Origin of the sequence: Cellulomonas timonensis, from assembly GCF_900046455.1 — a bacterium.
Lineage (GTDB): Bacteria > Actinomycetota > Actinomycetes > Actinomycetales > Cellulomonadaceae > Cellulomonas_A > Cellulomonas_A timonensis.
The window spans coordinates 701,400-723,674 of sequence record NZ_FCOT01000012.1 but is presented as its reverse complement, the minus strand read 5'-3'; the positions used below and the strand labels follow the sequence as shown (position 1 = coordinate 723,674).

The 22,275-nt window shown below is 71.8% G+C and carries 24 protein-coding genes; 9 read left to right on the top strand and 15 right to left on the bottom strand.

Annotated elements, in window-relative coordinates; translation table 11 throughout:
• The first annotated feature begins 68 nt into the window (after nucleotides 1-68).
• Complete coding sequence (locus tag BN3788_RS11760; protein WP_066586111.1) at nucleotides 69-446, top strand: VOC family protein; 378 nt, start codon at nucleotides 69-71, stop codon at nucleotides 444-446.
• 4 nt (nucleotides 447-450) lie between these two features.
• On the opposite strand, the gene BN3788_RS11755 is transcribed toward BN3788_RS11760, so the two are convergent.
• From BN3788_RS11755 to BN3788_RS11740, 4 genes are all read right to left on the bottom strand, one after another.
• On the bottom strand, nucleotides 451-702 hold the full coding sequence (locus BN3788_RS11755) for a hypothetical protein (RefSeq protein ID WP_066586108.1): 252 nt from the start codon (nucleotides 700-702) through the stop codon (nucleotides 451-453).
• Nucleotides 703-753: 51 nt separating this feature from the next.
• Nucleotides 754-1,359 (bottom strand): LURP-one-related/scramblase family protein, encoded by a 606-nt coding sequence (locus BN3788_RS11750; RefSeq protein WP_199824771.1) that lies wholly within the window; start codon nucleotides 1,357-1,359, stop codon nucleotides 754-756.
• Nucleotides 1,360-1,413: 54 nt separating this feature from the next.
• Complete coding sequence (locus BN3788_RS11745) at nucleotides 1,414-2,016, bottom strand: hypothetical protein (protein ID WP_066586102.1); 603 nt, start codon at nucleotides 2,014-2,016, stop codon at nucleotides 1,414-1,416.
• 133 nt (nucleotides 2,017-2,149) lie between these two features.
• Nucleotides 2,150-3,262: an RDD family protein gene (locus BN3788_RS11740; protein WP_066586100.1), complete on the bottom strand. Its 1,113-nt coding sequence runs from the start codon at nucleotides 3,260-3,262 to the stop codon at nucleotides 2,150-2,152.
• 248 nt (nucleotides 3,263-3,510) lie between these two features.
• Here BN3788_RS11740 and BN3788_RS11735 point away from each other — a divergent pair, with 248 nt between their 5' ends.
• Together BN3788_RS11735 and BN3788_RS11730 are read left to right on the top strand one after the other, a co-directional pair.
• The gene (locus BN3788_RS11735; RefSeq protein ID WP_066587152.1) at nucleotides 3,511-4,902 is read left to right on the top strand and encodes a hemolysin family protein; all 1,392 of its coding nucleotides are present in this window, start codon (nucleotides 3,511-3,513) and stop codon (nucleotides 4,900-4,902) included.
• Complete coding sequence (locus BN3788_RS11730) at nucleotides 4,899-5,927, top strand: hemolysin family protein (protein ID WP_066586097.1); 1,029 nt, start codon at nucleotides 4,899-4,901, stop codon at nucleotides 5,925-5,927. Before BN3788_RS11735 ends, BN3788_RS11730 begins: the two co-directional genes overlap by 4 nt.
• A 123-nt stretch (nucleotides 5,928-6,050) precedes the next feature.
• Here the strand turns inward: BN3788_RS11730 and BN3788_RS11725 are convergent, their stop codons facing one another.
• Together BN3788_RS11725 and BN3788_RS11720 are read right to left on the bottom strand one after the other, a co-directional pair.
• Complete coding sequence (locus BN3788_RS11725; RefSeq protein WP_066586094.1) at nucleotides 6,051-7,595, bottom strand: M20/M25/M40 family metallo-hydrolase; 1,545 nt, start codon at nucleotides 7,593-7,595, stop codon at nucleotides 6,051-6,053.
• A gap of 186 nt (nucleotides 7,596-7,781) precedes the next feature.
• The gene (locus tag BN3788_RS11720; protein ID WP_066586091.1) at nucleotides 7,782-8,036 is read right to left on the bottom strand and encodes a GlsB/YeaQ/YmgE family stress response membrane protein; all 255 of its coding nucleotides are present in this window, start codon (nucleotides 8,034-8,036) and stop codon (nucleotides 7,782-7,784) included.
• A gap of 202 nt (nucleotides 8,037-8,238) precedes the next feature.
• Here BN3788_RS11720 and BN3788_RS11715 point away from each other — a divergent pair, with 202 nt between their 5' ends.
• Nucleotides 8,239-8,784, top strand: a complete 546-nt coding sequence (locus BN3788_RS11715; protein ID WP_199824770.1) for a hypothetical protein — start codon at nucleotides 8,239-8,241, stop codon at nucleotides 8,782-8,784.
• 16 nt (nucleotides 8,785-8,800) lie between these two features.
• Here BN3788_RS11715 and BN3788_RS11710 read toward each other — a convergent pair whose 3' ends face one another.
• The 4 genes from BN3788_RS11710 to BN3788_RS11695 are packed head-to-tail and all read right to left on the bottom strand — an operon-like array spanning nucleotide 8,801 to nucleotide 13,353.
• Nucleotides 8,801-9,484, bottom strand: a complete 684-nt coding sequence (locus BN3788_RS11710; protein ID WP_066586089.1) for a LiaF transmembrane domain-containing protein — start codon at nucleotides 9,482-9,484, stop codon at nucleotides 8,801-8,803.
• 18 nt (nucleotides 9,485-9,502) lie between these two features.
• Nucleotides 9,503-10,138 carry a YdeI/OmpD-associated family protein gene (locus BN3788_RS11705; protein ID WP_390620029.1) on the bottom strand — a complete coding sequence of 212 codons (636 nt, stop codon included), beginning with the start codon at nucleotides 10,136-10,138 and terminating at the stop codon, nucleotides 9,503-9,505.
• Nucleotides 10,139-10,167: 29 nt separating this feature from the next.
• Nucleotides 10,168-11,862, bottom strand: a complete 1,695-nt coding sequence (locus BN3788_RS11700; protein ID WP_082812826.1) for an MFS transporter — start codon at nucleotides 11,860-11,862, stop codon at nucleotides 10,168-10,170.
• Nucleotides 11,863-11,877: 15 nt separating this feature from the next.
• Nucleotides 11,878-13,353: a DUF2252 domain-containing protein gene (locus BN3788_RS11695; RefSeq protein ID WP_082812825.1), complete on the bottom strand. Its 1,476-nt coding sequence runs from the start codon at nucleotides 13,351-13,353 to the stop codon at nucleotides 11,878-11,880.
• Between the two features lie 183 nt (nucleotides 13,354-13,536).
• Here BN3788_RS11695 and BN3788_RS11690 point away from each other — a divergent pair, with 183 nt between their 5' ends.
• The 4 genes from BN3788_RS11690 (at nucleotide 13,537) to BN3788_RS11680 (ending at nucleotide 17,059) form a co-directional block, all read left to right on the top strand.
• On the top strand, nucleotides 13,537-15,435 hold the full coding sequence (locus BN3788_RS11690) for a DUF4914 family protein (RefSeq protein ID WP_066586087.1): 1,899 nt from the start codon (nucleotides 13,537-13,539) through the stop codon (nucleotides 15,433-15,435).
• A gap of 150 nt (nucleotides 15,436-15,585) precedes the next feature.
• On the top strand, nucleotides 15,586-15,975 hold the full coding sequence (locus tag BN3788_RS11685; protein WP_066586085.1) for an MFS transporter: 390 nt from the start codon (nucleotides 15,586-15,588) through the stop codon (nucleotides 15,973-15,975).
• A complete protein-coding gene (locus BN3788_RS19985; RefSeq protein ID WP_261797914.1) occupies nucleotides 15,951-16,076 on the top strand; it encodes a hypothetical protein in 126 nt (41 codons plus the stop codon). The genes BN3788_RS11685 and BN3788_RS19985 overlap by 25 nt, the downstream gene beginning before the upstream one ends.
• Before the next feature lie 104 nt (nucleotides 16,077-16,180).
• Nucleotides 16,181-17,059 carry a class II glutamine amidotransferase gene (locus tag BN3788_RS11680; protein ID WP_234346623.1) on the top strand — a complete coding sequence of 293 codons (879 nt, stop codon included), beginning with the start codon at nucleotides 16,181-16,183 and terminating at the stop codon, nucleotides 17,057-17,059.
• Nucleotides 17,060-17,096: 37 nt separating this feature from the next.
• Here BN3788_RS11680 and BN3788_RS11675 read toward each other — a convergent pair whose 3' ends face one another.
• Nucleotides 17,097-17,480, bottom strand: coding sequence for a hypothetical protein (locus tag BN3788_RS11675; RefSeq protein WP_147525117.1), 384 nt, complete (start codon nucleotides 17,478-17,480; stop codon nucleotides 17,097-17,099).
• Between the two features lie 287 nt (nucleotides 17,481-17,767).
• Here BN3788_RS11675 and BN3788_RS11670 point away from each other — a divergent pair, with 287 nt between their 5' ends.
• A complete protein-coding gene (locus BN3788_RS11670) occupies nucleotides 17,768-18,127 on the top strand; it encodes a hypothetical protein (RefSeq protein WP_066586077.1) in 360 nt (119 codons plus the stop codon).
• Nucleotides 18,128-18,164: 37 nt separating this feature from the next.
• Here BN3788_RS11670 and BN3788_RS11665 read toward each other — a convergent pair whose 3' ends face one another.
• The 4 genes from BN3788_RS11665 to BN3788_RS11650 form a co-directional block, all read right to left on the bottom strand.
• On the bottom strand, nucleotides 18,165-18,527 hold the full coding sequence (locus tag BN3788_RS11665) for a hypothetical protein (protein WP_066586074.1): 363 nt from the start codon (nucleotides 18,525-18,527) through the stop codon (nucleotides 18,165-18,167).
• Nucleotides 18,508-19,389, bottom strand: a complete 882-nt coding sequence (locus BN3788_RS11660; RefSeq protein ID WP_066586072.1) for a S24/S26 family peptidase — start codon at nucleotides 19,387-19,389, stop codon at nucleotides 18,508-18,510. Before BN3788_RS11660 ends, BN3788_RS11665 begins: the two co-directional genes overlap by 20 nt.
• Before the next feature lie 16 nt (nucleotides 19,390-19,405).
• Nucleotides 19,406-20,086, bottom strand: a complete 681-nt coding sequence (locus BN3788_RS11655; RefSeq protein ID WP_066586069.1) for a TasA family protein — start codon at nucleotides 20,084-20,086, stop codon at nucleotides 19,406-19,408.
• A gap of 78 nt (nucleotides 20,087-20,164) precedes the next feature.
• Nucleotides 20,165-22,120, bottom strand: a complete 1,956-nt coding sequence (locus BN3788_RS11650; protein WP_234346622.1) for a putative bifunctional diguanylate cyclase/phosphodiesterase — start codon at nucleotides 22,118-22,120, stop codon at nucleotides 20,165-20,167.
• Nucleotides 22,121-22,275 lie beyond the last annotated feature (155 nt).

Below are 22,275 nucleotides of genomic sequence, written 5' to 3'. Positions count from 1 at the left end.
CCGACCTACGCTGCGAAGAGTCGGCCCAGCCGCACCCGGGCGGCCCGGCCCTGCGTTGAGGAGACGAGATGGCACACGGCGACATCACGCACATCGACATCCCCGTCGAGGACTTCGCGCGGGCCAAGGCGTTCTACGGCCCACTGTTCGGCTGGGACATCCAGGCGCCCCCGGGCTTCGAGGAGTACCCGATGTGGCAGGCGCCGAACAAGATCAGCGGTGGCGGCCTGGCCCCGCGGGACGCTGACTTCACCGCTCCTCGCAGCTACGTCGAGGTGGACTCGATCGACGACCTGCTGGGGCAGGTGGTGGCGCTGGGCGGCGAGGTGCGGGCGCCGAAGTCGCAGATCGACGCGACGAGCTGGTGGGCTGTCGTCGCGGACCCGGACGGCAACGTGATCGGGCTCTACGAGGGCTCGACGGCCACGCCCGACAGCACGACCTGAGCCCTCACCTGTGCGCGGGTGCGCCCATCACCCCGCGCCGGGACCGCCAGGACATCACCGACCACAGCGAGGCGGCCGACAGCAGCGAGCCGACGCAGAGCGCCGAGCCGATCGACAGCACCGACGCCGCCGAGCCGATGGAGCCCACGGACAGCACCGACCCGACGGAGCCGATTGACAGCACGGACCTCCGGGACCCGATGCTGAGCAGCGAGTCCTCGGAGCGGATGGACCAGCGGGACGTGGAGTGCGCCATGCAGCCGATGATGCCGCCAGCCGGGGGACGCCGCCAGGCCGGGCGGGATGCTCAGCGGGACTGGAGGGCGTCCAGCGCCACGGCCATCGCGGCGGCCACCCGCCCGTCGAGCCGCCCGCCGGGCACGTCGATGACGTACCTGTCGCGCAGCGAGCGCCGCCGCACGGACGACATCACGAGCTGGCCGCCCGCGTCGCGGAAGTCGAAGTGGAACGTGAAGGGCGCGGGGAACTCGCTGATCACGGGGAGGACCTCCCACAGGCGGCGCCAGATGGCCACGCCCTGGCTGCGCTCCTGGCCCATGGCGCTGACACCCGCCGCGTCGAGGTGCCACGTGGAACGGAGCAGCGACTTGCCGAAGTCCTTGCGGAACGAGCCGATGGGCGTGCCCTGGGCGTCGGTCACGTCGTAGGTGGCGCCGAGGTCCATGCGCTGCCGGGCCTTGAACCCGAAGACCGGGGTCTGGCGCGACTCGTCCGTGTAGAAGGTGACCTGCTCCTTGAAGGCCATCCGCTTCTGCTGTGCGACGGCCAGCACGGCGCCGGGGTTGCCGTCCACGTCGAGGGCGCGGATCTCGTAGCGGTTCACCATCATCGTGATCTTCTGCTCGACGGCGAAGCGCTCGATGCGAACCAGGTCATGGACGTCTGCGACCACGGGATGCTCCTGAATTGTCGGGGCGGGCGGCATAGCGTCCCACAGGCCGCCCGGTCAGAGGCCCAGAACAGCGGTGGCGATACGGACGGCGGCGGCCTCGTCGAGCCCGCCCGCCTGCCCGTCCCAGCCCGCGCCCACGACGGCGATCTGGGCGTCGGGCACCTGGATGGTCACGGCGAGCGCGCTGACCACCTCGCCGAGCCGCATCGAGTAGGCGATGCCACCGGCCTGCTCGAGGGTCGCGTCGGGGATCTGGGTCAGCACGCCGCCGGCGGCGATGTCCGCGGGCGTGGTCATCGACTCACGGAGGTCGAAGGGCTGGCCGGTGACTTCGATGGAGCGAACCTCGGCGAGGTTGTCGGCTTCCGACGACTCCCAGAGGCACCCGAATCCCCATTCATCGACGGTTGGGTCGATGAGCGCGAGCCCATCGGTGAGGCCGCCGGTGAGCGCGGCGACCTGGTCGCAGCTCGTGATGTGGGCCAGGGCGTCGGTGGGTCCGTCGTCGGTGGTGTCGGGCGCGCCGATGGAGGTGTCGACGTCGTCGACTGGCGCGTGGGACGTGTCGACGGGGGGGGCCTCGGGGTCGGGGCCGCTGCACGCCGTGAGCGCGAGGGCGACGAGCAGGGCAGCGGTGAACGTTGATCGGCGCGGCATCCGGGGAGGTTATCCACGGGGAGCGCAGGAGTCCACGCCTCGATCAAAATTCATCCGATGGATGACACGCACGCCTCTGACAGGCTGCGACGCCGCCTGGGGCGACCCTGAGGGCGCCGCCCGCCGACCGCGCTCAGGAGCTGCTGCAGCTCGCGACTGTCTGTCCGTCGCGGATCTGGCCGGCCTCGAGGGTCCATCCGGCGACACCGGGTCCGCCGAGGGTCTCCCAGGGGATGGTCGCGGTCACCGTGTCCCCCGTGTACGCGGCGCCGAACATGCCGTCCACCGCTTGTGCGGAGTTCACACTCACTGTCCAGCGCACTGTGCCTCTCGCGTCGCGCACCGTGGCCCACCAGGTGTCCTGTAGCGCGGCGAACGTCGCGTCATCCGTCCCGTCGTCATTCGTGATCTGCCAGGTCACGTCCAGTCGGGGGTTCGAGTGGTCCCCGCGGGTCACCCCGAGCCGGGTCCACTCGGTCGATGGCTGCCCGGTGGCCCACACCTCCTCCAAGACAGGGCCGGCGGCGCCGTCGGGGGTGTCTGAGGGCCAGCACTGGAGGTTGATCCCGCCGCTCGTCGTCCCGGACGTCGGCGCGCACGAGAAGGCGACGCCGAGCACGCCTGCCGCCATGACGGCCGCGCCCACCCCACGGCGCCAGCGGGGCTGGGCGGGTTCCTCCCACGGCGGCGGCGGCTCGATCCGCCCACCCCTCTGGTCCATAAGCGGCGACACCCACGGCAGCGGGCGCCTCGTGGCCAGCACATATGTGCCCGCGATGCTGTCGGCGAAGGTCCGGCGCTCGCGGTTGACCAGGGGGCGCAGGTACCCGATCAGCAGGATCGAGTCGAGCAGGTGCGACACCGTGCGCAGGACGGTGAGCAGCGCGCCGGCGGGCCGCCCGGTGGCCGTCCGCACCACGGCGATGCCCATGATCCACTTGCCCGGCGTCGCCCCGAGGTAGGCCTGCAACAGCGCCATCGACACGAGCGTCGCGACGACCCAACCCGACGCGACGGACGTCCCCGACGCGTCCTGGCTGAAGTTCGTCACGCCTGGGTGCAGTGTCGGGCCCTCGTATCCGACGTTCCCGGCGAGGAAGGCCACGCCCGCGACCAGCGCCTGGTCGAGCAGCGCCGCGATCAGCCGCATCGGCCAACTCGCGAAGGGCACGAGGCTCGCGATGCCGTCGTCCGTCGGCGGATCCCACGGCTGCGCTGGCGTGGTGTCGGGCGCCGGCTCGCTCATCTGGACATCCTGGCGCGCGGAGCCTGTGCCGCGCAGCGGTTCGGGGCATGCCCTGGCCTGCCGCTCAGGGGCGCGCGCCGTGGGCCCGACGATCGTGTGCGACGCCACATCGGCCGTCGGGAACGGGCGGAGGCATTCGATCGTTGGGTCCTCGTCAGCCTGCCCCCTACCTGGAGACCGATGGACAGCGACAGTAGGCGCCCCCATGAGCCGCGCGAGAGCGCAGTGCCGAAGGGGGGCGGGTGGTGATGTGGGTGTTGACGCTGCTTCTCGGCATCCTGGTGGTGCTGGCGATCACGGCGGTCACGGGGTATTTCGTGGCCCAGGAGTTCGCCTACATGGCGGTGGACCGCTCGCGGCTGGGCGCGCGTGCGGCGGCCGGTGACGCGGGGGCCCAGCGCGCGCTGGCGGTGACCCGCCGGACATCCTTCATGCTCTCGGGCGCGCAGCTCGGGATCACCGTGACTGGCCTGCTGGTCGGGTATGTGGCCGAGCCGTTGATCGGGGCCTCGCTCGGCGAGGCGCTCGGCGGGGTGGGCGTGCCCACCGGCGTGGGCGGCGCGATCGGCACCGTGCTGGCGCTGCTGTTCTCCACGTTCGTGCAGATGATCGTGGGGGAGCTGTTCCCCAAGAACCTGGCCATCGCGCGCCCCGAGCCCGTCGCCCTGTGGCTGGCGACCTCCACCACCGCGTACCTGGCGGTGTTCGGGTGGCTCATCCGGATCTTCGACCAGGCGTCGAACCTGCTGCTGCGCGCGCTGCGCATCGAGCCGGTGCATGACGTGGAGCACTCGGCCACAGTGCGCGACCTCGAGCACATCGTCGCGGACTCCCGGGAGAGCGGTGACCTGCCCGCCGAGCTGTCGGTGCTGCTGGACCGGATCCTGGACTTCCCGGAGCAGGACGTGGAGCACGCGATGATCTCGCGCTCGCGGGTGGATGTGGTGCGGGCGGACGACACCCTCAGCCACGTGCGCGCCCTGATGAGCACCGGGCACTCGCGCTACCCCGTCCTGGACCACGACGACCAGGTGGTCGGCGTGGTGCATTTGCAGGACGTGCTGGCGATCGACGGCCGGGACGCTGACGACGCCGCGTCGATCATGCGCCCGGCCCTGATGCTCGCCACGTCGATGCCGCTGCCGGACGCGCTGCGGGTGCTGACCGGCGCCGGCAACCAGCTCGCCTGCGTCGTCGACGAGTACGGCGGCTTCGCCGGGGTGCTGACCCTGGAGGACCTCGCGGAGGAGCTCGTCGGGGAGATCACCGACGAGCATGACGCCGACGTGCCGCTGGGCGCGCCGCAGGACGAGGACGGCATCTGGCTGATGGCCGGTGACGTGCATGTCGACGAGGTGGAGCGCGCCGTCGGGCATGACCTGCCGCGCGGCGACTACGAGACCATCTCCGGCCTGGTGATCGCGGTCCATGGCGGCCTGCCCGACGTGGGCACGGTGGTGGACGTGGAGCTCCCGCCGGATCCCGCCCACCTGGCCTTGGCCGATGCGCCCCCGCCCGTCGTGATGCGCGTCGAGGTGGAGGAGGTCGAGCGTCACGTGCCCGCCAGGGTGCGGGTCACGTTCCCCGACCTCGCACCCGGCGGCATCATCACCACTGAGAACGAGGAGGGGGACCGATGAGCGCCCCGTGGGCAGTCATCGCAGTGACAGTGCTCCTGATCGCGCTCAGCGCGTTCTTCGTGGCGATCGAGTTCGCCCTGCTCGCCGCCAAGCGGCACCGGCTGGAGGACGCGGCGGCGACGAGCCGGTCAGCGCGTGCCGCACTGCGCAGCTCCTCGGAGCTGACCCTGCTGCTGGCCGGGTCGCAACTGGGCATCACGGCGTGCACGCTGGCGCTCGGCGCCATCACGAAGCCCGCGGTGCACCACTGGCTCACGCCGCTGTTCGAGGCATGGGGCGCGCCACTGGTCCTCGCCGACGTGGCGGGGTTCATCCTGGCGCTGCTCATCGTGACGTTCCTGCACCTGGTGGTGGGGGAGATGGCGCCGAAGTCCTGGGCCATCGCCCACCCGGAGGCGTCGGCGACGATGCTGGCCCTGCCGATGCGGGGCTTCATGGTGCTGACCCGCCCCCTGCTGGTGGCCCTCAACGGGATGGCCAACTGGTGCCTGCGCAAGGTGGGCGTGGAGCCCACCGGGCAGGTGGCGGCGGGGCAGAACCCCGACGACCTGCGGCATCTGGTGGAGCACTCGGTGAACGTCGGCGCGCTGGACGCGGGGTTCTCTGCGCAGCTCGCGGGGGCGTTGGACCTGCAGCGGCTCACGGTGGCCGACCTGCTGCGGCCTGACGTCCGCCCGACGTCCGTGCCGAGGGACGCCACCGTCGCGGACGTGCGCGAGGCCAGCCTCACCTCGGGGCACCTGCGGGTGCTCGTGGCGGACGCCGGCGCCCTGGTGGGCGTGGTCCATGTGCGCGACACCCTGACCGAGCGGGAGGACCTTCCCGTGGTGGAGCTCATGCGGCCGGTGCTCATGCTCCCCGTCGCGACGCCGGTGTCGAGCGCGCTCGCGGCGATGCGGGAGGGGCGCCAGCACCTCGCGGTGGTCGAGGGGCCGGACGGGCTCATCGGGGTGATCACCCTCGCGGACGTGCTGAGCCGGCTCTTCCCGCCGCCGCAGCCCGCGTTGGCGGCCGTCGCGCCCTGACCTGTCGCGTCAGGGGCGCAAGTGACGGGCGGGGCTGGCGGATTCGTCCACCAGCCCCGCCCGTGTGTGCGGCGCTTGCCTCGAGCCCCGGGCCTCATGCCCGGGCGCTTGAGGCGTCGCGCGTCAGGCCGCCTTGTCCCAGTGCCCCGGGGCGCCGTGGCCCTTGCCCGGCTTCCACGGCTTGCCGGGCTTCCCGGGCTTCGGCTTGACCGGCTGGTCGCCAGGACCGGAGACGCCGTTGATGGCCGAAGTGTCCTGCGCGAGCGAGTACGTCGCGAACGCGATCGCCTTGCTCATGATGCCCAGCGCCTCGGCGTTGATGTTCGTCAGGTCGTCGCCCGGCGAGTGGTAGTTCGGGTCGTGGGTGATACCGGCGGTGCCGCCGAACAGGGCGACCTCCTCGTCGGTCTTCACGTCGTCCGCCCCGGTGAACAGGCCGGAGGCGGGGATGCCGTTGAGGATGAACGCCTGGTAATCGGAGCGGCCGGAGAACTCGGTGTCCACCCACGCCTGGCCGATGCTGTCGAAGTAGCCGGTGAGCACGTCCTCGGTGGCCGCGGACCCCTCGGGCACCGCCACCGGCGCCTCGTACGTCGACTCGTCCGCGTCGTACACGCCGATGATGTAGTTCGGCGAGCCCACCATGTCGAAGTTCAGGTAGGTGGCGATGCGGTCGAGCTCGCCCGCCTGGGTGGCGAGGTCCGCGACGTACCGGGTGGAGCCGATCAGGCCGAGCTCCTCGGCGCCCCACCAGGCGAATCGGACCGTGTTGTTGAGCTTCTTGGCGTCGGCGAGCTGGACCGCGACCTCGAGCAGCGCGGCAGAGCCGGAGCCGTTGTCGTTGATGCCGGGGCCGTCCTCCACGCCGTCGAGGTGGGCGCCGAGCATCACGACGTTGTCGTCGCGGCCCTTCTTCGTCTCGGCGATCACGTTGAAGCTCTCAGTCGTCTCGGTGTGCGACCGCACGTCCAGCGTGAGGGCGAGCGGGCCGGAGGCGGCCGCGGCGACGAGGGCCTGGCCGTCGGCCAGTGAGATGCCCGCCACGGCGATGCCGACGCCGTTCCCCTCGCCGAGGGTGCCGTTGAGGAGGCCGTCGGTGTTGTTGTAGATCACCGCGGCCGCGGCGCCTGCCGCCTCGGCGGTGGCGCCCTTGATCGCGAACGAGCAGCCGCCCCGGCTGACCAGCGCGATCTTGCCCGTGACGTCGACGCCCTCCCAGGTCTCGGGGGTGCAGCCGAACGTGTCGGTGGGGCTGGCCACGTCAGCGGTGACGCCGCCCTCGGGTGTGCTCGCGGAGTACGCCATCTGGTCGACCACGTAGCTGACCGGCTCGCCGGCGGCGGGGGTCAGGGTGAGGGTCTGCGCGTCGAGGATCTCCCGGTCGAACGTGAAGTAGTCCCGCTCGGTGGTGTACCCGGCCTTCTTGAGGGTCTTCTCCACGTACCGGGCGCTGGCCTCGTAGCCGGGGGTCGCCGCCGCGCGGTTCCCGCCGTTCTGGTCGGCGATCTTCTGGAGCTGCCCGAGGTGGCGCAGGACGTTCTTGGCGGTGACCTTCTTGGCGAAGGCTGCTGCGGTCGACGACTGGGGGTGGGCCGCGACGGGCGAGGCGACCCCTGCCCCCACAGTCATCGCGCCGGCGATGACGAGCCCGGCGACGGTTCGGCGCATTCTCACGATGAGGACCTCCTGGTCGAGGAGCGGCGCCAGGGCCGGGCTGGCCCACGGCGATCCTGCAGATCGATCTGATGGCGACAACGTAGGGGCCGAGTGACCGCGAATGCGACGAATGTGGAGATTTCGACGTCGGCGTGTCCGGGGCGCGGGCTGGCAGCCCATGCCCCGGACACGTTCGAGTCAGCGCTTGCGCAGCGCCCCATAAATGAGGAACACGACGACCGAGCCGAGGATCGCGAGCAGCCAGGTCTGGATCGAGAAGAACTCCTCGAGCCCGCGGTTGAACAGGACGCTCCCAAGCCAGCCGCCCAGGACGGCGCCGAGCACGCCCAGCACGAGCGTGAGCAGCCAGCCGGTGCTCTGACGGCCGGGCAGGAGCGCCTTGGCGATGACGCCGGCCAGCAGGCCGAGGAGGAGGAAGCCGAAGAAGCCCATGAGGTGTGTCTCCCTGTGATGGATCGATGGCTGACGTGGAAGAACTTCTCATCCGCACTCGAATCCCGCATGTCGAACCGGACAGGCGTCCAGGTCTGCGGGCGGCCGCGAGGCGCCGTTTCGAGGTGTTGACCGCGCAGATCAGCCGTAGCGTCGCCATGACGCGCGTCCGCGTGCCACTGACCCTGGCTCAGGAGGACACATGCACATCCATCTCATCCCGCTGCGACTGGCGGCAGGCGCCTACATCCTCAACTCAGGGCTGAGCAAGAGGGGCGTCGACGAGGAGGCCGCGCGGGGGATGCAGGCCATGGCGGCCGCCGCGTACCCGCAGTTCAAGGACATGGAGCCGCAGAAGTTCGCGAACCTGCTGTCCGGCTCCGAGATCGCGCTCGGCTCGGCGCTCATCGTGCCGGTGCTGCCCAGGACGGTGGTGGCGGCGGGCTTCACGGCGTTCTCCGGGATGCTCCTCGGCATGTACCTCAAGACGCCGTCGCTGCACCGCGGCCCGGGGGACCCGCGTCCCAACGCGCAGGGCGAGGGGTACGCCAAGGACGTCATCCTGTTCGGCGCGGCACTGACATTCCTGCTCGACGCGCTGCGGTTGGACGTCCGCTCGGCGGCCCGCAAGACCACCAAGAAGGCGGCCAAGGGCGCCGCGAAGGTCGGCCGGAAGACCGCCGAGGCGGGCGCGAAGGCGGCAGCGGTCGGCGTCGCCGCGGAGAAGATCCGGCACCGCAAGCACTGACGGCGCCGGGGCGGGGTCAGACGGTCGTCGGCGCCTTGCTCTTGACGTCGATGCCGCCCATGAGCGCGATCGCCCGCACCACGAGGACCGGCGCCATCGGGTCGGCTGGCGCCTTGGTGCGGTTCTCCCAGCCGCCGAGCAGCGGCAGCCCGGTGATCTCGACGCGCCACGACGGCGGCACCTTGATGTCGATGCCGCCCCACATCGCGAACGCGCGCACGGTGGCGCGCTCGACGATCTGCGCGTTGCGGAGGTCCAGGTCGACGCCGCCCATGAGCACGCTGAGCTGCGCGCCACGGAAATCCTGGGTCAGCGGGCGGTGCTGGGAGCCCCACCAGATGGCCGTCGCGGTGATGTTGCGCTCGTCCTTGCGGGTCGAGGCAGCCCGGGTGAGGAACGACAGCCCGACGACGATGATCGCCACCGGCCAGGCCAGCGCCCACAGGCCGCCGTCGACCGCGCCGAGGTTCCCGGCCAGCAGGAGGCCACCGGCGGTGGCGACCGCTGCCGGAGCCGGCCAGGCGCGCGGCACATTGGCCAGCCCCATCCCGCCGATCAGCACGATCACGATCGGCCACCAGGTGCTGAGCAGCTCGCCGAGGCCCACGTCGATCACGTCGAGCTGGTTGAGCAGCGCCACCGCCCCGATCGCGACAATGAGGATCCCGATGAGCGCCTGCGCGGTGGGGTGACGTTCCATGCCGCTCAATGTACGAGGTCAGAGGCCTGCCGGGCGGCGCTTCTGAGGGGTGGGCGTCTCGCCTCGGGAGAGTCGGCTGACGGCCTCGGCGATCTTGCGCGCCCGCGTCTCGGGCCGTTTCACGGAGTCGATCCGGTACAGCACCGCGAACCTGTTGGCCGACGTCAGCGCCTCGAACCATGCCAGTGCGGACGGCTCGGCGGCGAGCGCGGCCACTAGGTCGTCGGGCGCCCGCACCGTCGCGCTGCCCGGGTACGCGGCCTCCCAGCGGCCGTCCGCCTGCGCGGCGCGCACCTGCGCCCACCCAGCCTCGTGCATGCGGCCCTCGGCCTCGAGCCGCGCGATGTGCTCCACATTGCGCGCCGACCACCTGCTGCGCGGGCGGCGCTGCGTCATGCGTCGCAGCGCCGTCTCGGCGTCGCGCGAGCGGGCCTGCCCGTCGATCCAACCGAAGCACAGCGCCTCGTCGAGGGCCGCCGCGTACGTGAGCGCGGTCTGCGTGCCTCCCGCCTTGTGCAGCACGAGCCACACGCCCGGCGAGCTGTCGTGGTGGGCGAGCAGCCAGGCGCGCCAGGCGTCGGCGTCGGGCACGAGCAGCACGGGCAGGTCATCGGGCACGGGCAGGTCATCGGGCACGGGCAGGTCATCGGGCATGCGCCCATCCTGACGTGTGCCACCGACGCTCACGCCGTGGCCGCGTCCGGCTCTCTCCCCGCCTGACCGGTCTCAGCCTCGGCTGCCTTGCCCCTCGGCGGCGCCCTGCCGGGTTTCGGGGGCTGCCCGGGCGCCGTGCGCGGCAGACGGCCCGTGAAGAACAACGCCGCGATCGCGATGAGCGCCGCGACGGACAGCGCGGAGCGCAGCGCGTTGATCCGGGCGTCGTCGTTCACGTCGATGATCTGCGTGGCCGTGGCCTGGTCCACCCCCGCGTCGTCGAGGGCCGTGGTGAGCTGCGCCGTCGAGACGAACGGGACCCCGCTCGCCCACTGCGTGGTGGCCTGGCTTTTGACCGAGTCGGGGATGTCGGGGTTGTTCTGCACGCCCGAGAGCGCCGCCGAGGTGAGTGTCGCGATGAGCACCGAGCCCACCAGCGCGGTGCCCAGGGACGCCCCGAGGTTCGTCGCGGTGTTCTGCAGGCCGCCGACCTCGGCGCTCTGCGAGTCCGGCACCGCGGAGACGGTCACCGCGCCGAGCTGCGAGGACAACGACCCGAGGCCCAGGCCCATGAGCACCATGGGGATCGCGACGACGCTCGCGCTCGCGGCAGGGCTGAGGCCGCCCACGAGCACGAGGATGCCCGCCGTCATGGTGAGCAGCCCGAACCGCACCACGCGGCGCGGGTTGGCGTGCGGCCAGATCCGCGGGATGCCCCCTGCGGCGACGAGCAGGGCGATCGACAGCGGGAACACCCGCAGGCCGGTCTCCACCGCCGAGAGCCCGAGGGCGACCGACAGGAACAGGGGGACGCAGAAGAACACCCCGGCCTGCACGGTGAATTGCGCGAAGAACATGCTCAGGCCGCCGACGAGCTGCGAGTTCCGCAGCATCTTCGGGTCGAGCAGCGGCTCGCCGCCGGTGCGCTCGAGGTGGCTCTGCCAGCGGATGAACAGGTACGTCACGAGCGAGCCGATGACGATGAGCCAGATGACGGGCGAGCCGCCGAGGATCGTCGGCGTGCCCGGGGTCGCGATCACCCACCCCCAGTCGCCCGAGCGCAGCACCCCGAAGACCACGAGCCCCAGGCCCACGATCGACAGCGCCGAGCCCACCAGGTCGAGCTTGAGGGGGTGCGGGGCGACGTCGGCGATGTGCCGCAGCAGCAGCAGGATGACCACGACGATCACCGCCTCGCCAGCGAACACGTACCGCCACGACGCGTAGGTCGTCACGGCGCCGCCGATCAGCGGCCCGGCGGCCACCGCCATGGCGCCCGAGGCCGCGATGAGCCCGTAGGCGTAGGCCCGGCGCTCGGGCGGGAAGTTCGCGGCGACGAGCGCGACGATCGCCGGCATGATCAGCGCGGCGCCCATCCCCTCGAGCAGCGACCAGCCCAGCAGTAGCACCCCCAGGTTCGGGGCGAGCGACGTCACCGTCGAGCCGCACGCGTAGACGACCAGCCCGATCGCGAACGCCCGGCGCCGCCCCAGGATGCTCCCCACCTTGCCGCCGGTGATCATCAGGGTGGCCATGACGAGCGTGTAGAGCGTGATCGCCGTCTGGATGCCGGTGATGGTGGTGCCGACGTCGGCGGCGACGGTGGCCATCGACACGTTCATGACCGAGCTGTCGAGGGTCATGAGGAACTGGCTCGCGCCCAGCACCCCCAGGACGAGGCTCCCCTTGCGTGACTTCGTGGTCGTCTGCGGTGCCGTCGCCATGGGCCGCCCTTCCGCCTAGACGCCGCGTCGCACGGTGATGCGGCCGTCGCGCTCGGCTTGCGCGAGCGCCGCGTGGTCGCGTTCGGCCTGCTCCGCGTAGGTGGCGGCGAAGTCGGCCATGGCGCGGTCGAGCACGTCTGACGATCCGAGGTAGGCGCCGAGGGCCACCCGGTCACCGGACCGGGCATGGGCCCGGGCGAGGGTCCAGCCGCACACCTGTCCCAGGATCGCGAGGGTCGCGGGCGTCTGGTGGGCGATGTCGGTGGAGAACTTCCAGTCCCAGAGTTGGCGCACGTAGTAGTCGCGGTCGGCGCCGTCCGTCCCCTGCCCATGCGTCCAGCCCAGGAAGATGTCCGAGCTGGACTGCATGAGGCGTTGCCCGGCGACGACGCGCTGCCCCTGGTTGGCGTACACGCTGCGCCCCGCGGCCGAGGCGAGCACCGACTCGGCCGCCTCCTTGATCTGCAGCACGAGCGGGTCGGAGCCGTCGCTGCCGTGCATGAGCAGCACCCAGGCGCGGGTGCCCACGCTGCCCACGCCCACCACCTTGCGGGCCATGTCGACGTAGTGGAACTGCGCGAGCAGATCGCGCCGGTCGGTGGGCAGGGTGCGCCGGTAGCGCCGGAACGCCGCGCCCACCCCCTGGACGAGCTCGTCGCGCTCGGCGTCGTCGAACAGCTCCCCGACGGGCACCAGCAGCGGCGGGTCGGACACGAGCCGGACGGTGTCCCCGTCCTGGCGGGTGAGCCGGGCCGAGGCGAGCGTGCTGTCCTTGCGCAGCGCCTTGTCGACTCGGCGCTCCAGGGTGCGGATGGCCTTGCCGCCCGCGTCGGGTCCCCAGCGGGCGAGGACCGCCCCGGCCGTCATCCGGGCGTACCAGACCTCGAGGTTGCTCTGATCGGCGAAGGCCCGCACGGCATGGCGGTACGCCCGGGCGGTCGCCAGGTCGACCCTCCGGCGCTCGCGGCCGGTGAAGCCCAGCTCCCGGCCCGCGAGCTCGAAGCTCACCACGAGGCGCGCCAGATCCCACTCCCACGGGCCGGGCAGGGTCTCGTCGAAGTCGTTGAGGTCGAAGACCATCTCCCGCTCGGCCGAGGCGTAGCCCCCAAAGTTGGACAGGTGGGCGTCGCCGCACAATTGGACGCGCTCGCCCGATGTCCGCGTCTTGGCCAGGTCCCAGGCCATGAGCGCGGCGGCGCCGCGGTAGAAGGCGAACGGCGAGGCGAGCATCCGGCCGAAGTGGATCGGCACGAGCTCCGGCACCCGGGTGTGGGTCCGCTCGACGAGCAGGCCCACCGGGTCGGGCCGGTCTGCCTCGGGCTGCCACTGCGCGAGGCTCGAGCGCGGCGCCTCGGATCGCGCCTTGCGGCCCTTCGCGATGCGCTCCGCGCGGCTGAGACGGCCCACGCCCACGGTTCCGAGCAGCGTGCTGCTGTCCCGGCGGGGCGGGGCTGGGATGGGTGGTGCGCTGACATCGACCACCTGGCTCATGTTCCGCGTGGTCCTCGGGCTCCGCAACCGGATCTGCTCGGCACGTGGCGTCCCAAAGGTCCCAGGTCTGAGATGTCATGGAGTCGTAATCTCCGGGTAAAGAGTGCAGTGCGCGCGACCGCTGCCCCCGCAGCCCCCGACAGCGTCTGTCTCCCCGCGAGAGCACCCGACGAAGGAGTAGCCGTGAGTCGACCCCTGGACATCGTGACCTTGCCCCCCGACGTGCGGGCCGCCCTCGACGCGTGTGCCAGCGTCGTCGTGCCGAGCACGCGCGACGAGCTTTACCAGTTGGCGCTCGGCCCCGAGGGTGGCCCCCGATTCTCGGTGGACTACGACGTCAACGGCTCCCCGGTCACCGAGGCCACCGTGGTCCGGGGCAAGAACGGCATCGCCGTGAACTACCCCGAGGACTACATGCGCCGCCGCGACCCGGACTGCATGCGCATCGCCGACGACCTTCCGACCGACAAGCCGCGCTACCGCGACGTCTTCGGCTCAGAGTTCGCCCCCGTCAAGGCCGAGACGCTCGAGTGGCTCTCGCAGCAGGAGCTCGCCGTCGTGCCGTTCAAGGCCGGCGGCCTGACCCACGGCTACCCCTCGCTCGCGATCTGCCCGGTCAACTCGGCGTTCTTCGCGCTGACCCTCGTGGACCTGCAGGGCTGGGTGACGCTCGACGAGATCGGGCCGTTCACGCCGCGCAGCATCGTGTACGTCGCGCCGCCGTTCCGGCACACCCACTTCGACGGCCGCCAGGTCGTCGTGCACGATCGCACGGACTCGCTGCACGAGGTGTTCGCGTACAACCTGTACCCGGGTCCCAGCGCCAAGAAGGGCGTGTTCTCGGTGCTGCTCGACATCGGCGAGCACGAGGGCTGGGTCACCGCCCACGCGTCGTCGGTGCGCGTCACCACTCCGTATGAGAACGAGACCGTCGTGATGCACGAGGGCGCCTCGGGCGGCGGCAAGTCGGAGATGTACCAGGAGATCCGCCGCCAGGAGGACGGCCGCATCCTGCTGGGCACCAACGTCGTGACGAAGGAGCCGTACGTCATCACGCTCGGCGAGACCAGCGCGCTGGCGCCCGTGACCGACGACATGACGCTGTGCCACAAGGACCTCCAGCGTGGCGACGGCAAGCTCGTGGTCGCCGACGCCGAGGACGGCTGGTTCGTGCGCGTCGACAACCTCACCGAGTACGGCCAGGACGTGGCGTTCGAACGGGCCTGCATCCACCCCGAGCAGCCGCTGGTGTTCTTCAACATCGAGGGCATGCCCGACTCGACGGTGCTCCCCTGGGAGCACACGCTCGACTCCAACGGCAAGCGGTGCCCCAACCCGCGCGTGGTCATCCCGCGCAGCCAGATCCGCCACGTGGTCAGCGAGCCCGCCGACGTGGACGTCCGCACCTTCGGCGTGCGGATGCCCGCGTGCACCCGTGAGACGCCGTCCTACGGGATCATGGGCATGACCCACGTGGTCCCGGCCTCGCTCGCCTGGCTGTGGCGGCTCATCGCCCCGCGCGGCGACAAGAACCCGTCGATCGGCGAGAGCAAGGCCGCCACCGACAAGCTCGCGCACGGCGGGATGGTCGCGGAGGGCGTCGGCTCGTACTGGCCGTTCTCCACCGGCACCAAGGTCGCGGCCGCGAACCTGCTGCTGAAGCAGCTCGTCGAGGCGAACCGCACCCGCTACGTGCTGACCCCCAACCAGCACATCGGCGCCTACAAGGTGGGCTTCTCCGCCGAGTGGTTGACCCGCGAGTACCTGGCCCGCCGAGGCGGCGGCCGCGTGCGGGAGAGCGAGCTGGTCCCCGCGCGCTGCTCGCTGTTCGGCTACACGCTCAAGGAGATGAAGATCGACGGGCAGCTCGTGCGGCCCACGTTCCTGCGCCCCGAGCAGCAGTCGCAGGTGGGCGTGGAGGCGTACGACGCCGGCGCGAAGATCCTCACGGACTTCTTCAAGAGCGAGCTCGCGGAGTTCCTCACCGACGACCTCGACCCGCTGGGCCGCAAGATCATCGAGGTCTGCCTGCGCGACGGGTCGATCGAGGAGTACGTGGAGCTGACGCCGCTGTACCTGTGAGCCGTACTCGCTGAGCGGCTCTAGCGGCCCGGACCTCGCCTGGTGCGAGGTCCGGGCCGCTGCGCGTTCAGCTCAGGACGCCGGGCAGCATCGGGATGATCGCGATGCCGGCGAACACCGCCGACGGCGCCTGGAGCACCGCTCGGGCATATGGTCGGCAACTCCATCGTCATGGCCCTGGCCGTGGCAGTCGCGGGGTCGCTCGTCACCCAGCGGTTCGCCGGCCGCGAGAAGCTGTTCATGCTCGTGAACTCGGTGCTGTCCGCGGTATTCATCGTGGGCCTGATCTACGCGCCCAGCCTGCCGCTCAAGCTCGTCGCGCTGTACCTGACGACCGCGAGCCTCATGTTCGCCTTCACGAGCATGCTGACGCTGCCGTACCGGCTCATCCCGCTCCGGATGATCGCCTCGGCCTTCGCGGTCATCAACATCGGCGCGTTCGTGGGCGGCATCTTCCAGGGCACGCTGGTCGGCACCCTGACCGACGCGTTCGACGGCTCGTACGCCCGGCCTTCATGGTCCTGGCGGTCTGCTCCGTGATCGCGGGCCTGGTGCCGTACCTGCTGCGGGAGCCCGCCTCGGCCGACGCCGGGCCGCGCCTCACCCGCCGCAGCCAGCTCCTGACCTCAGCCAGCGCCTGACCTCAGCCAGCCCGTGGTCCCGGGCCGTCCCGCTCGCGCGGCGGCCCGGGACTTGCTGCACTGGGGGAGGGCGTCTGCCCTGAGCGGGGGTTGTCATGTGTCGAATGTTCGGCATGCACGCGGGCAAGAATCCGGCCCGTGCGACGTTCTGGCTGGTCAGCGCACCTGACAGCCTCGCGCAGCAGAGCCGCAAGGAGCCCGACGGCACAGGGGTGGGGGTGTTCGGGCCGGGTGGCCAGGCCATCGTCGACAAGCAGCCCATCGCCGCGTACGAGGACACGCAGTTCGCGTCAGAGGCCCGAGAGCTCGAGAGCCGCACATTCGTAGCGCATGTGCGCTACGCCAGCACCGGCGAGAACTCGCTGGTCAACACCCACCCGTTCGAGCAGGACCAGCGGCTCCTCGTGCACAACGGGGTGCTGGAGGGCCTCGACGTGCTCGACGCGCGGCTGGCCGAGCTCGGCGCCACGAGCCTGGTGCACGGGCAGACCGACAGCGAGCGGATGTTCGCGCTGATCACCGTCGAGGCCCGCCGCAACGGGGGTGACGTGGGAGCCGCGATCGTCGCGGCGCTGACCTGGATCGCGCAGAACATCCCGGTGTACGCGGCCAACATCGTGCTCACCACGGCCACCGAGCTGTGGGCGCTGCGCTACCCGGAGACCCACCCGCTCTACGTGCTGCGACGCGACCCGGGAGGCAACGAGGGATCCACGCGCCTCGAGGCGCGCACCCATCGGATCAGCGTGCACAGCGACGCGATGGGTGAGCGCCCGTCGGTGATCATCGCCACGCAGCCGATGGACTCCGACCCTGGCTGGCGCCTGATGGGCGCTGGCGAGCTGCTCCACGTGGGCGAGGACCTGGTGGTCCACAGCAGCGCCCCGCTGCCGCCGCAGCCGGCCCACCCGCTCACCCTCAAGGACCTCTCGCCGCACGCGGCGAGGTCGCAGCACCCTGCCGCCGCCCCCGCCTCCCCATGACCACCGCCAGCGGGAGAGGCAGGCCGGTCCGGATGCGTCACTCGACGTCGGTGGCCGCCATCCGGACCGTCTCCCGCGACATGCTCGGCGCCAGCGGGTACAGGTCCTCGGACCAGTCGGTCAGCACCACCGAGCCGTCGTCGGGGAAGTCCGGGATCGCGGTGAGCCGGGAGACCAGCTCGGCGATCCGCTCGACGCCGCCGTCCATGCTGATCGCCTCGCCCCCGGCGAGCAGGTCGACCACGAGCGGCGGGTCGCCGTCGTCCCCGCCGATCACGGCCTGGCCCAGCGACGGGTCCACCATCCCGACGGGTGTGGGCGTCCAGACGGCCTCCGGCCACGCCTCGCGGATCACGCCGAGGACTGTGTGGGCGTCGAACGTGTATGGGCCGTCGACGACGGCCACCATCACCTCTGCCATGAGCACCGCCCCGTCGCCAAGAGCCCTGTCCCGGTGGCCGGACCAGCCTCTGGGGCCGGCCGCGCGGGACCTCGTCTCCCCAGTCTCAACCCGCGGCAGGCGTCGGGCGCGCGCGACTGCCTCACGCCGCTCGCGGGGCGGGGGTGGGGTCTGCCACCCGCACGGGTGAATGTGACGGTTCGAGGTCTTCGCACCGGCCTCTGCTGCTGCCACACTGCTGAGACGGTTTCAGGGGGCAAAGGGGGCCTAACGTGACAGATCATGCAGGCACGAGATATCGACCATCGTTGCGCTGGGACATCCCGGCGCCGCTGAGCCTGGGCACCCGCGAGATGCTCGCCGAGAGCCTCGACGCGGTCTTCACGGATGAGGACACGCCACGCGCGCGTCCGACCATCCGCACCGACGTGCAGGTCGTCGTCGTGGACCTCGCGACGTCATTCGCGATGATCGCCCACTTCAGCGCCGCCCCGGCGGCGGAGCGGACCCGGGTGGCGGACGTCATCTTCGACGTGAACGACGCGCTCGCGTTCGCCGGGCTGCCGGCCGCGACGGGCCCGTGGGAGATCGTCGTGGGATCGGCGGAGGTGCGGCAGGGCTACAAGGCACTCGACCTCGACGACCCGTGCTGGTCGGCGGTCGACTGAGAGCGGGCACGGGCGCGGGGGCATGCGCCGGCAGGGCCTAACGCCGGGGGCGGCTGCCCTCAGTGGCGCTCGGTGCGGGGGTGGGCGCCAGTCCGGCCCCGGGTGGCGTGCCTGAGCCCGTGCTCGTGCCTGTGCTCGCGGGGGTCGGCGTCGGGGCGTGGGCCACGGCGTCGACACGTGCGGGGGCTTCGGGCTCGACGCCGGGCGCGGTGGCACGGGGCGCGGAGAAATCTGGCGCCGTGGAGAACGACGCGGACGCGGACTCGTCGTCGATGAAGACCGCCGACGTCAGGCCGAGGGCCACGGGGGTCGCGAGCGCGGCGGCGAGCAGCCCCACCGCCACGAGCCGGGCCGCCCGGCCCCGCCCGCCGCGCCGCGGGTCAGTCGAGGAGCAGGTCACGGTCGCCTCCGTCAGCCGGGCGCGCGCGTCGCGCGTCGCCGTCCACCCCGGGCAGCCCTCGGGCGAGCGCCCGCTCGCGCAGCACGGACATCAACTCCATCGTGGCGAGCGCGAGCAGCGGCGGGGTGAGCATCGTCAACCGACCCGTGGCCGAGCGGGCCCACTCGAGCACCCATCCCCAGCGCGGGTACACGTCCAGCACCACGCCGCGCACCCGGGAGAAGGGCGTCGCGTCCGGGTCGGGCTCGGCGTTCGCGTCGCCCTTCGTCATGATGTACGGCCGCAGCACGGGCTCGCCCGTGCGCTGGTCGAGCGTCGTGACCATCTGCCCGGTCGTCTCGTCCTGGCTCATCACCGGCAGGTAGTGCATCGAGACGATGCGGTGCGTGACGAGGTGGTCGGAGCCCTGCGGCCAGAACGACACGACCTGCCCCACCTTGAGCTGGGACGGGTCCGTGAGCCGGCGCATCACCACCGCGTCGCCTGCGTCGAAACCGCCGGACTTGCCACCCGACATCGACCCCGACGTCACCACCAGGACCTGCTGCTGGTGCAGCTCGAACCAGAGCGGCACCGCCAGCGACGTCGCGTAGGCGGTGGAGAACAGCGCCACCACCCCCCACAGGACGCCCGTCACGACCCGTCGCCAGCGCGAGGCCGGCACGGCGCTCGCGGCCCGGGCCGCCGCCTCGGCGCGGCTGGCGGACCAGCGCTCGTCGGCCGCGCCAGCGGACCACCGGGTGGACTCTCCACCCGGTGGCCCGGTGCGCGCGGCGAGCGCCAGGTACTCGGGCAGGTCCGTGGGCTCGGGCTCCACGTGCCTGCGCCGGGCGCTGCGCCGGGCGAGCTCGATCTGGATCATGCGTGCTACTGCCTGCTCACGGGTTGTTGGTCGTCTGCTCCGCGTCCAGGCGCAGCGTGAGGTTCGCGGACGTGGCCTGCGCCTCGTTCGGCGTGTCGATCGGCAGGTCGACGCGCACGCAGAGCTGCTCGGAGGCGTCGGCCGCGATCAGCACCCGGTCGCCCGGCTGCTGGCCTGTCGCCACGTCGCCCACCAGCGCGGCCGGCTCGGCGGCGGTGCTCAGCGGGCCGCTGCCCACCTGCGAGCCGGCGGCGCCGATGAGCTGGGCGCCCATCGAGTCCGTGGCCCCCCGGGTGCAGGTGTCGACCGCGTACACGCGCAGCTGCAGCCACTCGGTCAGCGGCGCGGAGCCGCCGTCGGCCGCCGTGGTGTCCTCGGCGCTGTAGCTGACCGCGTAGCGGTACGCGAGCGTTCCCGAGTTCGTGACGGTCAGCGGCGCCACCAGCGCGTCGCCCGGCGCCAGGCCCTCGCTCGGCACGGTGAACGTGAGGTCGCCCGTGGCGAGGTCGACGGTGCCCGTGGTGATCTCACCGCTATTCACCGTGCTGTTATCGGTGAACACCGCGGCGGTGGCCATCGCCGCGATGCCGGTGCCGGCCAGGGTGAGGATCGCGACGGTCGTCACGAGGCGACGGCGTCGTGCGACGTCGTGCTGTGGCGGGACCGGGTCGATCATCTCCTGGAGAAGCTCGTCCATCTGTGAACCCTTCGGGTGTGGGTGGTGTGTCGGTATTCGGGTGATCGGCACGTCAATCGGGGGACTTGAGCCCTGCCGTCATGTTCGTCCGGAAATTCGAGCCGCCATCCGGCCATCGGCTGCGAGGTCGCTGGGGGGACGCGCCGCGGAGTACCAGAAGCCCTGCGCCTGGTCGACCTGCAGGCCGCGGAGCAGTGCGGCCGTCTCCTCGTCCTCGACGCCCTCGGCCACGACGGACAGCCCGAACGAGTGCGCCAGGTCCACCATCGCCTTGACCACCAGTGCCGACCCCCCGCCGGTGGCGAGGTCCGTGACGAAGAGCCGGTCGATCTTCAGCACGGCCACCGGCAGGTCCAGGAGCTGGGAGATGGACGTGTTGCCGATGCCGAAGTCGTCGATCGCGACCCGCACCCCCGCGTCGGCGAGGCGGCGCAGCACCGGCACCACGCGTGAGGGGTCCGCGACCAGGGCTGTCTCCGTGATCTCCACCTCGAGCAGCTCGGGCGGCACCGAGTGCTCCTCGAGGAGGCTCTCGATCAGCTCCACGACCGTCACCTCGGTGAGGTCGTGCGCGGACAGGTTGACGGCCACTGGCAGGCAGGGGCCGTGGGTCCGCCATCGCGCGATCTGCTCCACGCACGCGCGCAGCGCGAACCCGGTGAGGTCGTGGATCAGGCCGGATTGCTCGGCGAGGGGCACGAACAGGTCGGGCGGCAGCAGGCCCCGCGTCGGATGCCGCCAGCGCATCAGCGCCTCCAGGCCGACGGTCTCCCCGGTGAGCAGGTCGACCTTCGGCTGGTAGTGCATCTCGAGCTCGGCGCTGGCCGCGAGCGCGCGGTGCAGATCCCCGAGCAGCACGAGCCGCGCGGGGGAGGAGTCGTCCTCGTCGGGGGAGTACAGCGCGACGCCCAGCCGGTGCGTCTTGGCGGTGTACATCGCGACGTCGGCCATCCGCATCAGAGTGGTGCCGTCCTGCGCGTGGTCGGGCAGCACCGCGACGCCGATGGACGTGTCCACGTGCAGGGGCAGGTCGCCGAGCGGGAACGGGGCGGCGAACACGCCGCGCACCCGGTGGGCGAGCTGCTCGGCGTCGGCGGGGGAGCGCACCCCGGGCAGCAGCACCGCGAACTCGTCGCCGCCGAGCCGGGCCACCAGGTCGCCGTCGCGCAGGCACTCGCGTAGCCGCGTCGCGACCTGCTCGAGGAGCTCGTCGCCGCGGTCGTGGCCCAGCGAGTCGTTGATGTCCTTGAACCTGTCGACGTCCAGCAGCACCAGGCCGACGCGGGTGCCGTCCGCGTGGGCGGTCTCGATCGCCCGGTGCAGCCGGTCGGCGAGCATCCGCCGGTTCGGCAGGCCCGTGAGGGAGTCGAGCAGCGCGAGCCGGGCGTTGTCGAGCGCAGAGGACTGCAGGCGCTTCGACGTGGTGCGCACCGTGCGGAACAACAGGATCCACAGCAGCGCGAGGCCGCCCACCACCACGTAGGTGACCAGGCGGCTCGCCGAGGCCAGGGCCTGCGCCGTCCCGGTGTAGTCCAGCCTGACCTCGGCGGCGCCGGCCACCACCCCGTCGACGCGGCTGGGCACGTACACGTTCAGCACCTCGCGCTCCGTGCCGCCGAGCGCGTCGCCGTGCACCTCGGTGATGACGCGCGCGTCCCCCGTGCCCCGCAGCGCCGCGTCGAGGCGCTCCCAGTCGGGGAAGCCGGTGGCGGCGGCGTCGGAGTCGTACAGCACGCCGCCGTCGCGGGTCCACAGCCGCAGCCCCACGAGCCGGTCGGAGAACCCGGTGACGGACTGCGCGACGAGCTCGTGCTGCTCGGGCGCCAGCAGGCCCAGGGTGTAGACGTCCTGGGGGAGGGAGGCCCCGGCGTACTGGGCCACGGACTGCGCGGCCGCCGCGCCCTCGCGCAGGGCCTGCTGCCGCATCACGGTGCCGGTTGTCAGGATGAGGGCGCAGCCGAGCACGAGCATGGCGATGGTGCTGACCACGGCGAAGTAACGGGTCAGCGGCCACCGGCGGCGGGGGGACGGCACCTAGACCTCACGGGACGGATCAGGACGGATCACAAGGGAACGGTCGCCCGAGGGTACGGCGCTCCACGGTCCTGTGGGCGCAATCGCCCCGGCGCGTCGGTTTCACCCGACCGGGTCCCAGAGGTGGACGCAGGCGCCCGGTAGCCTCGGGATCT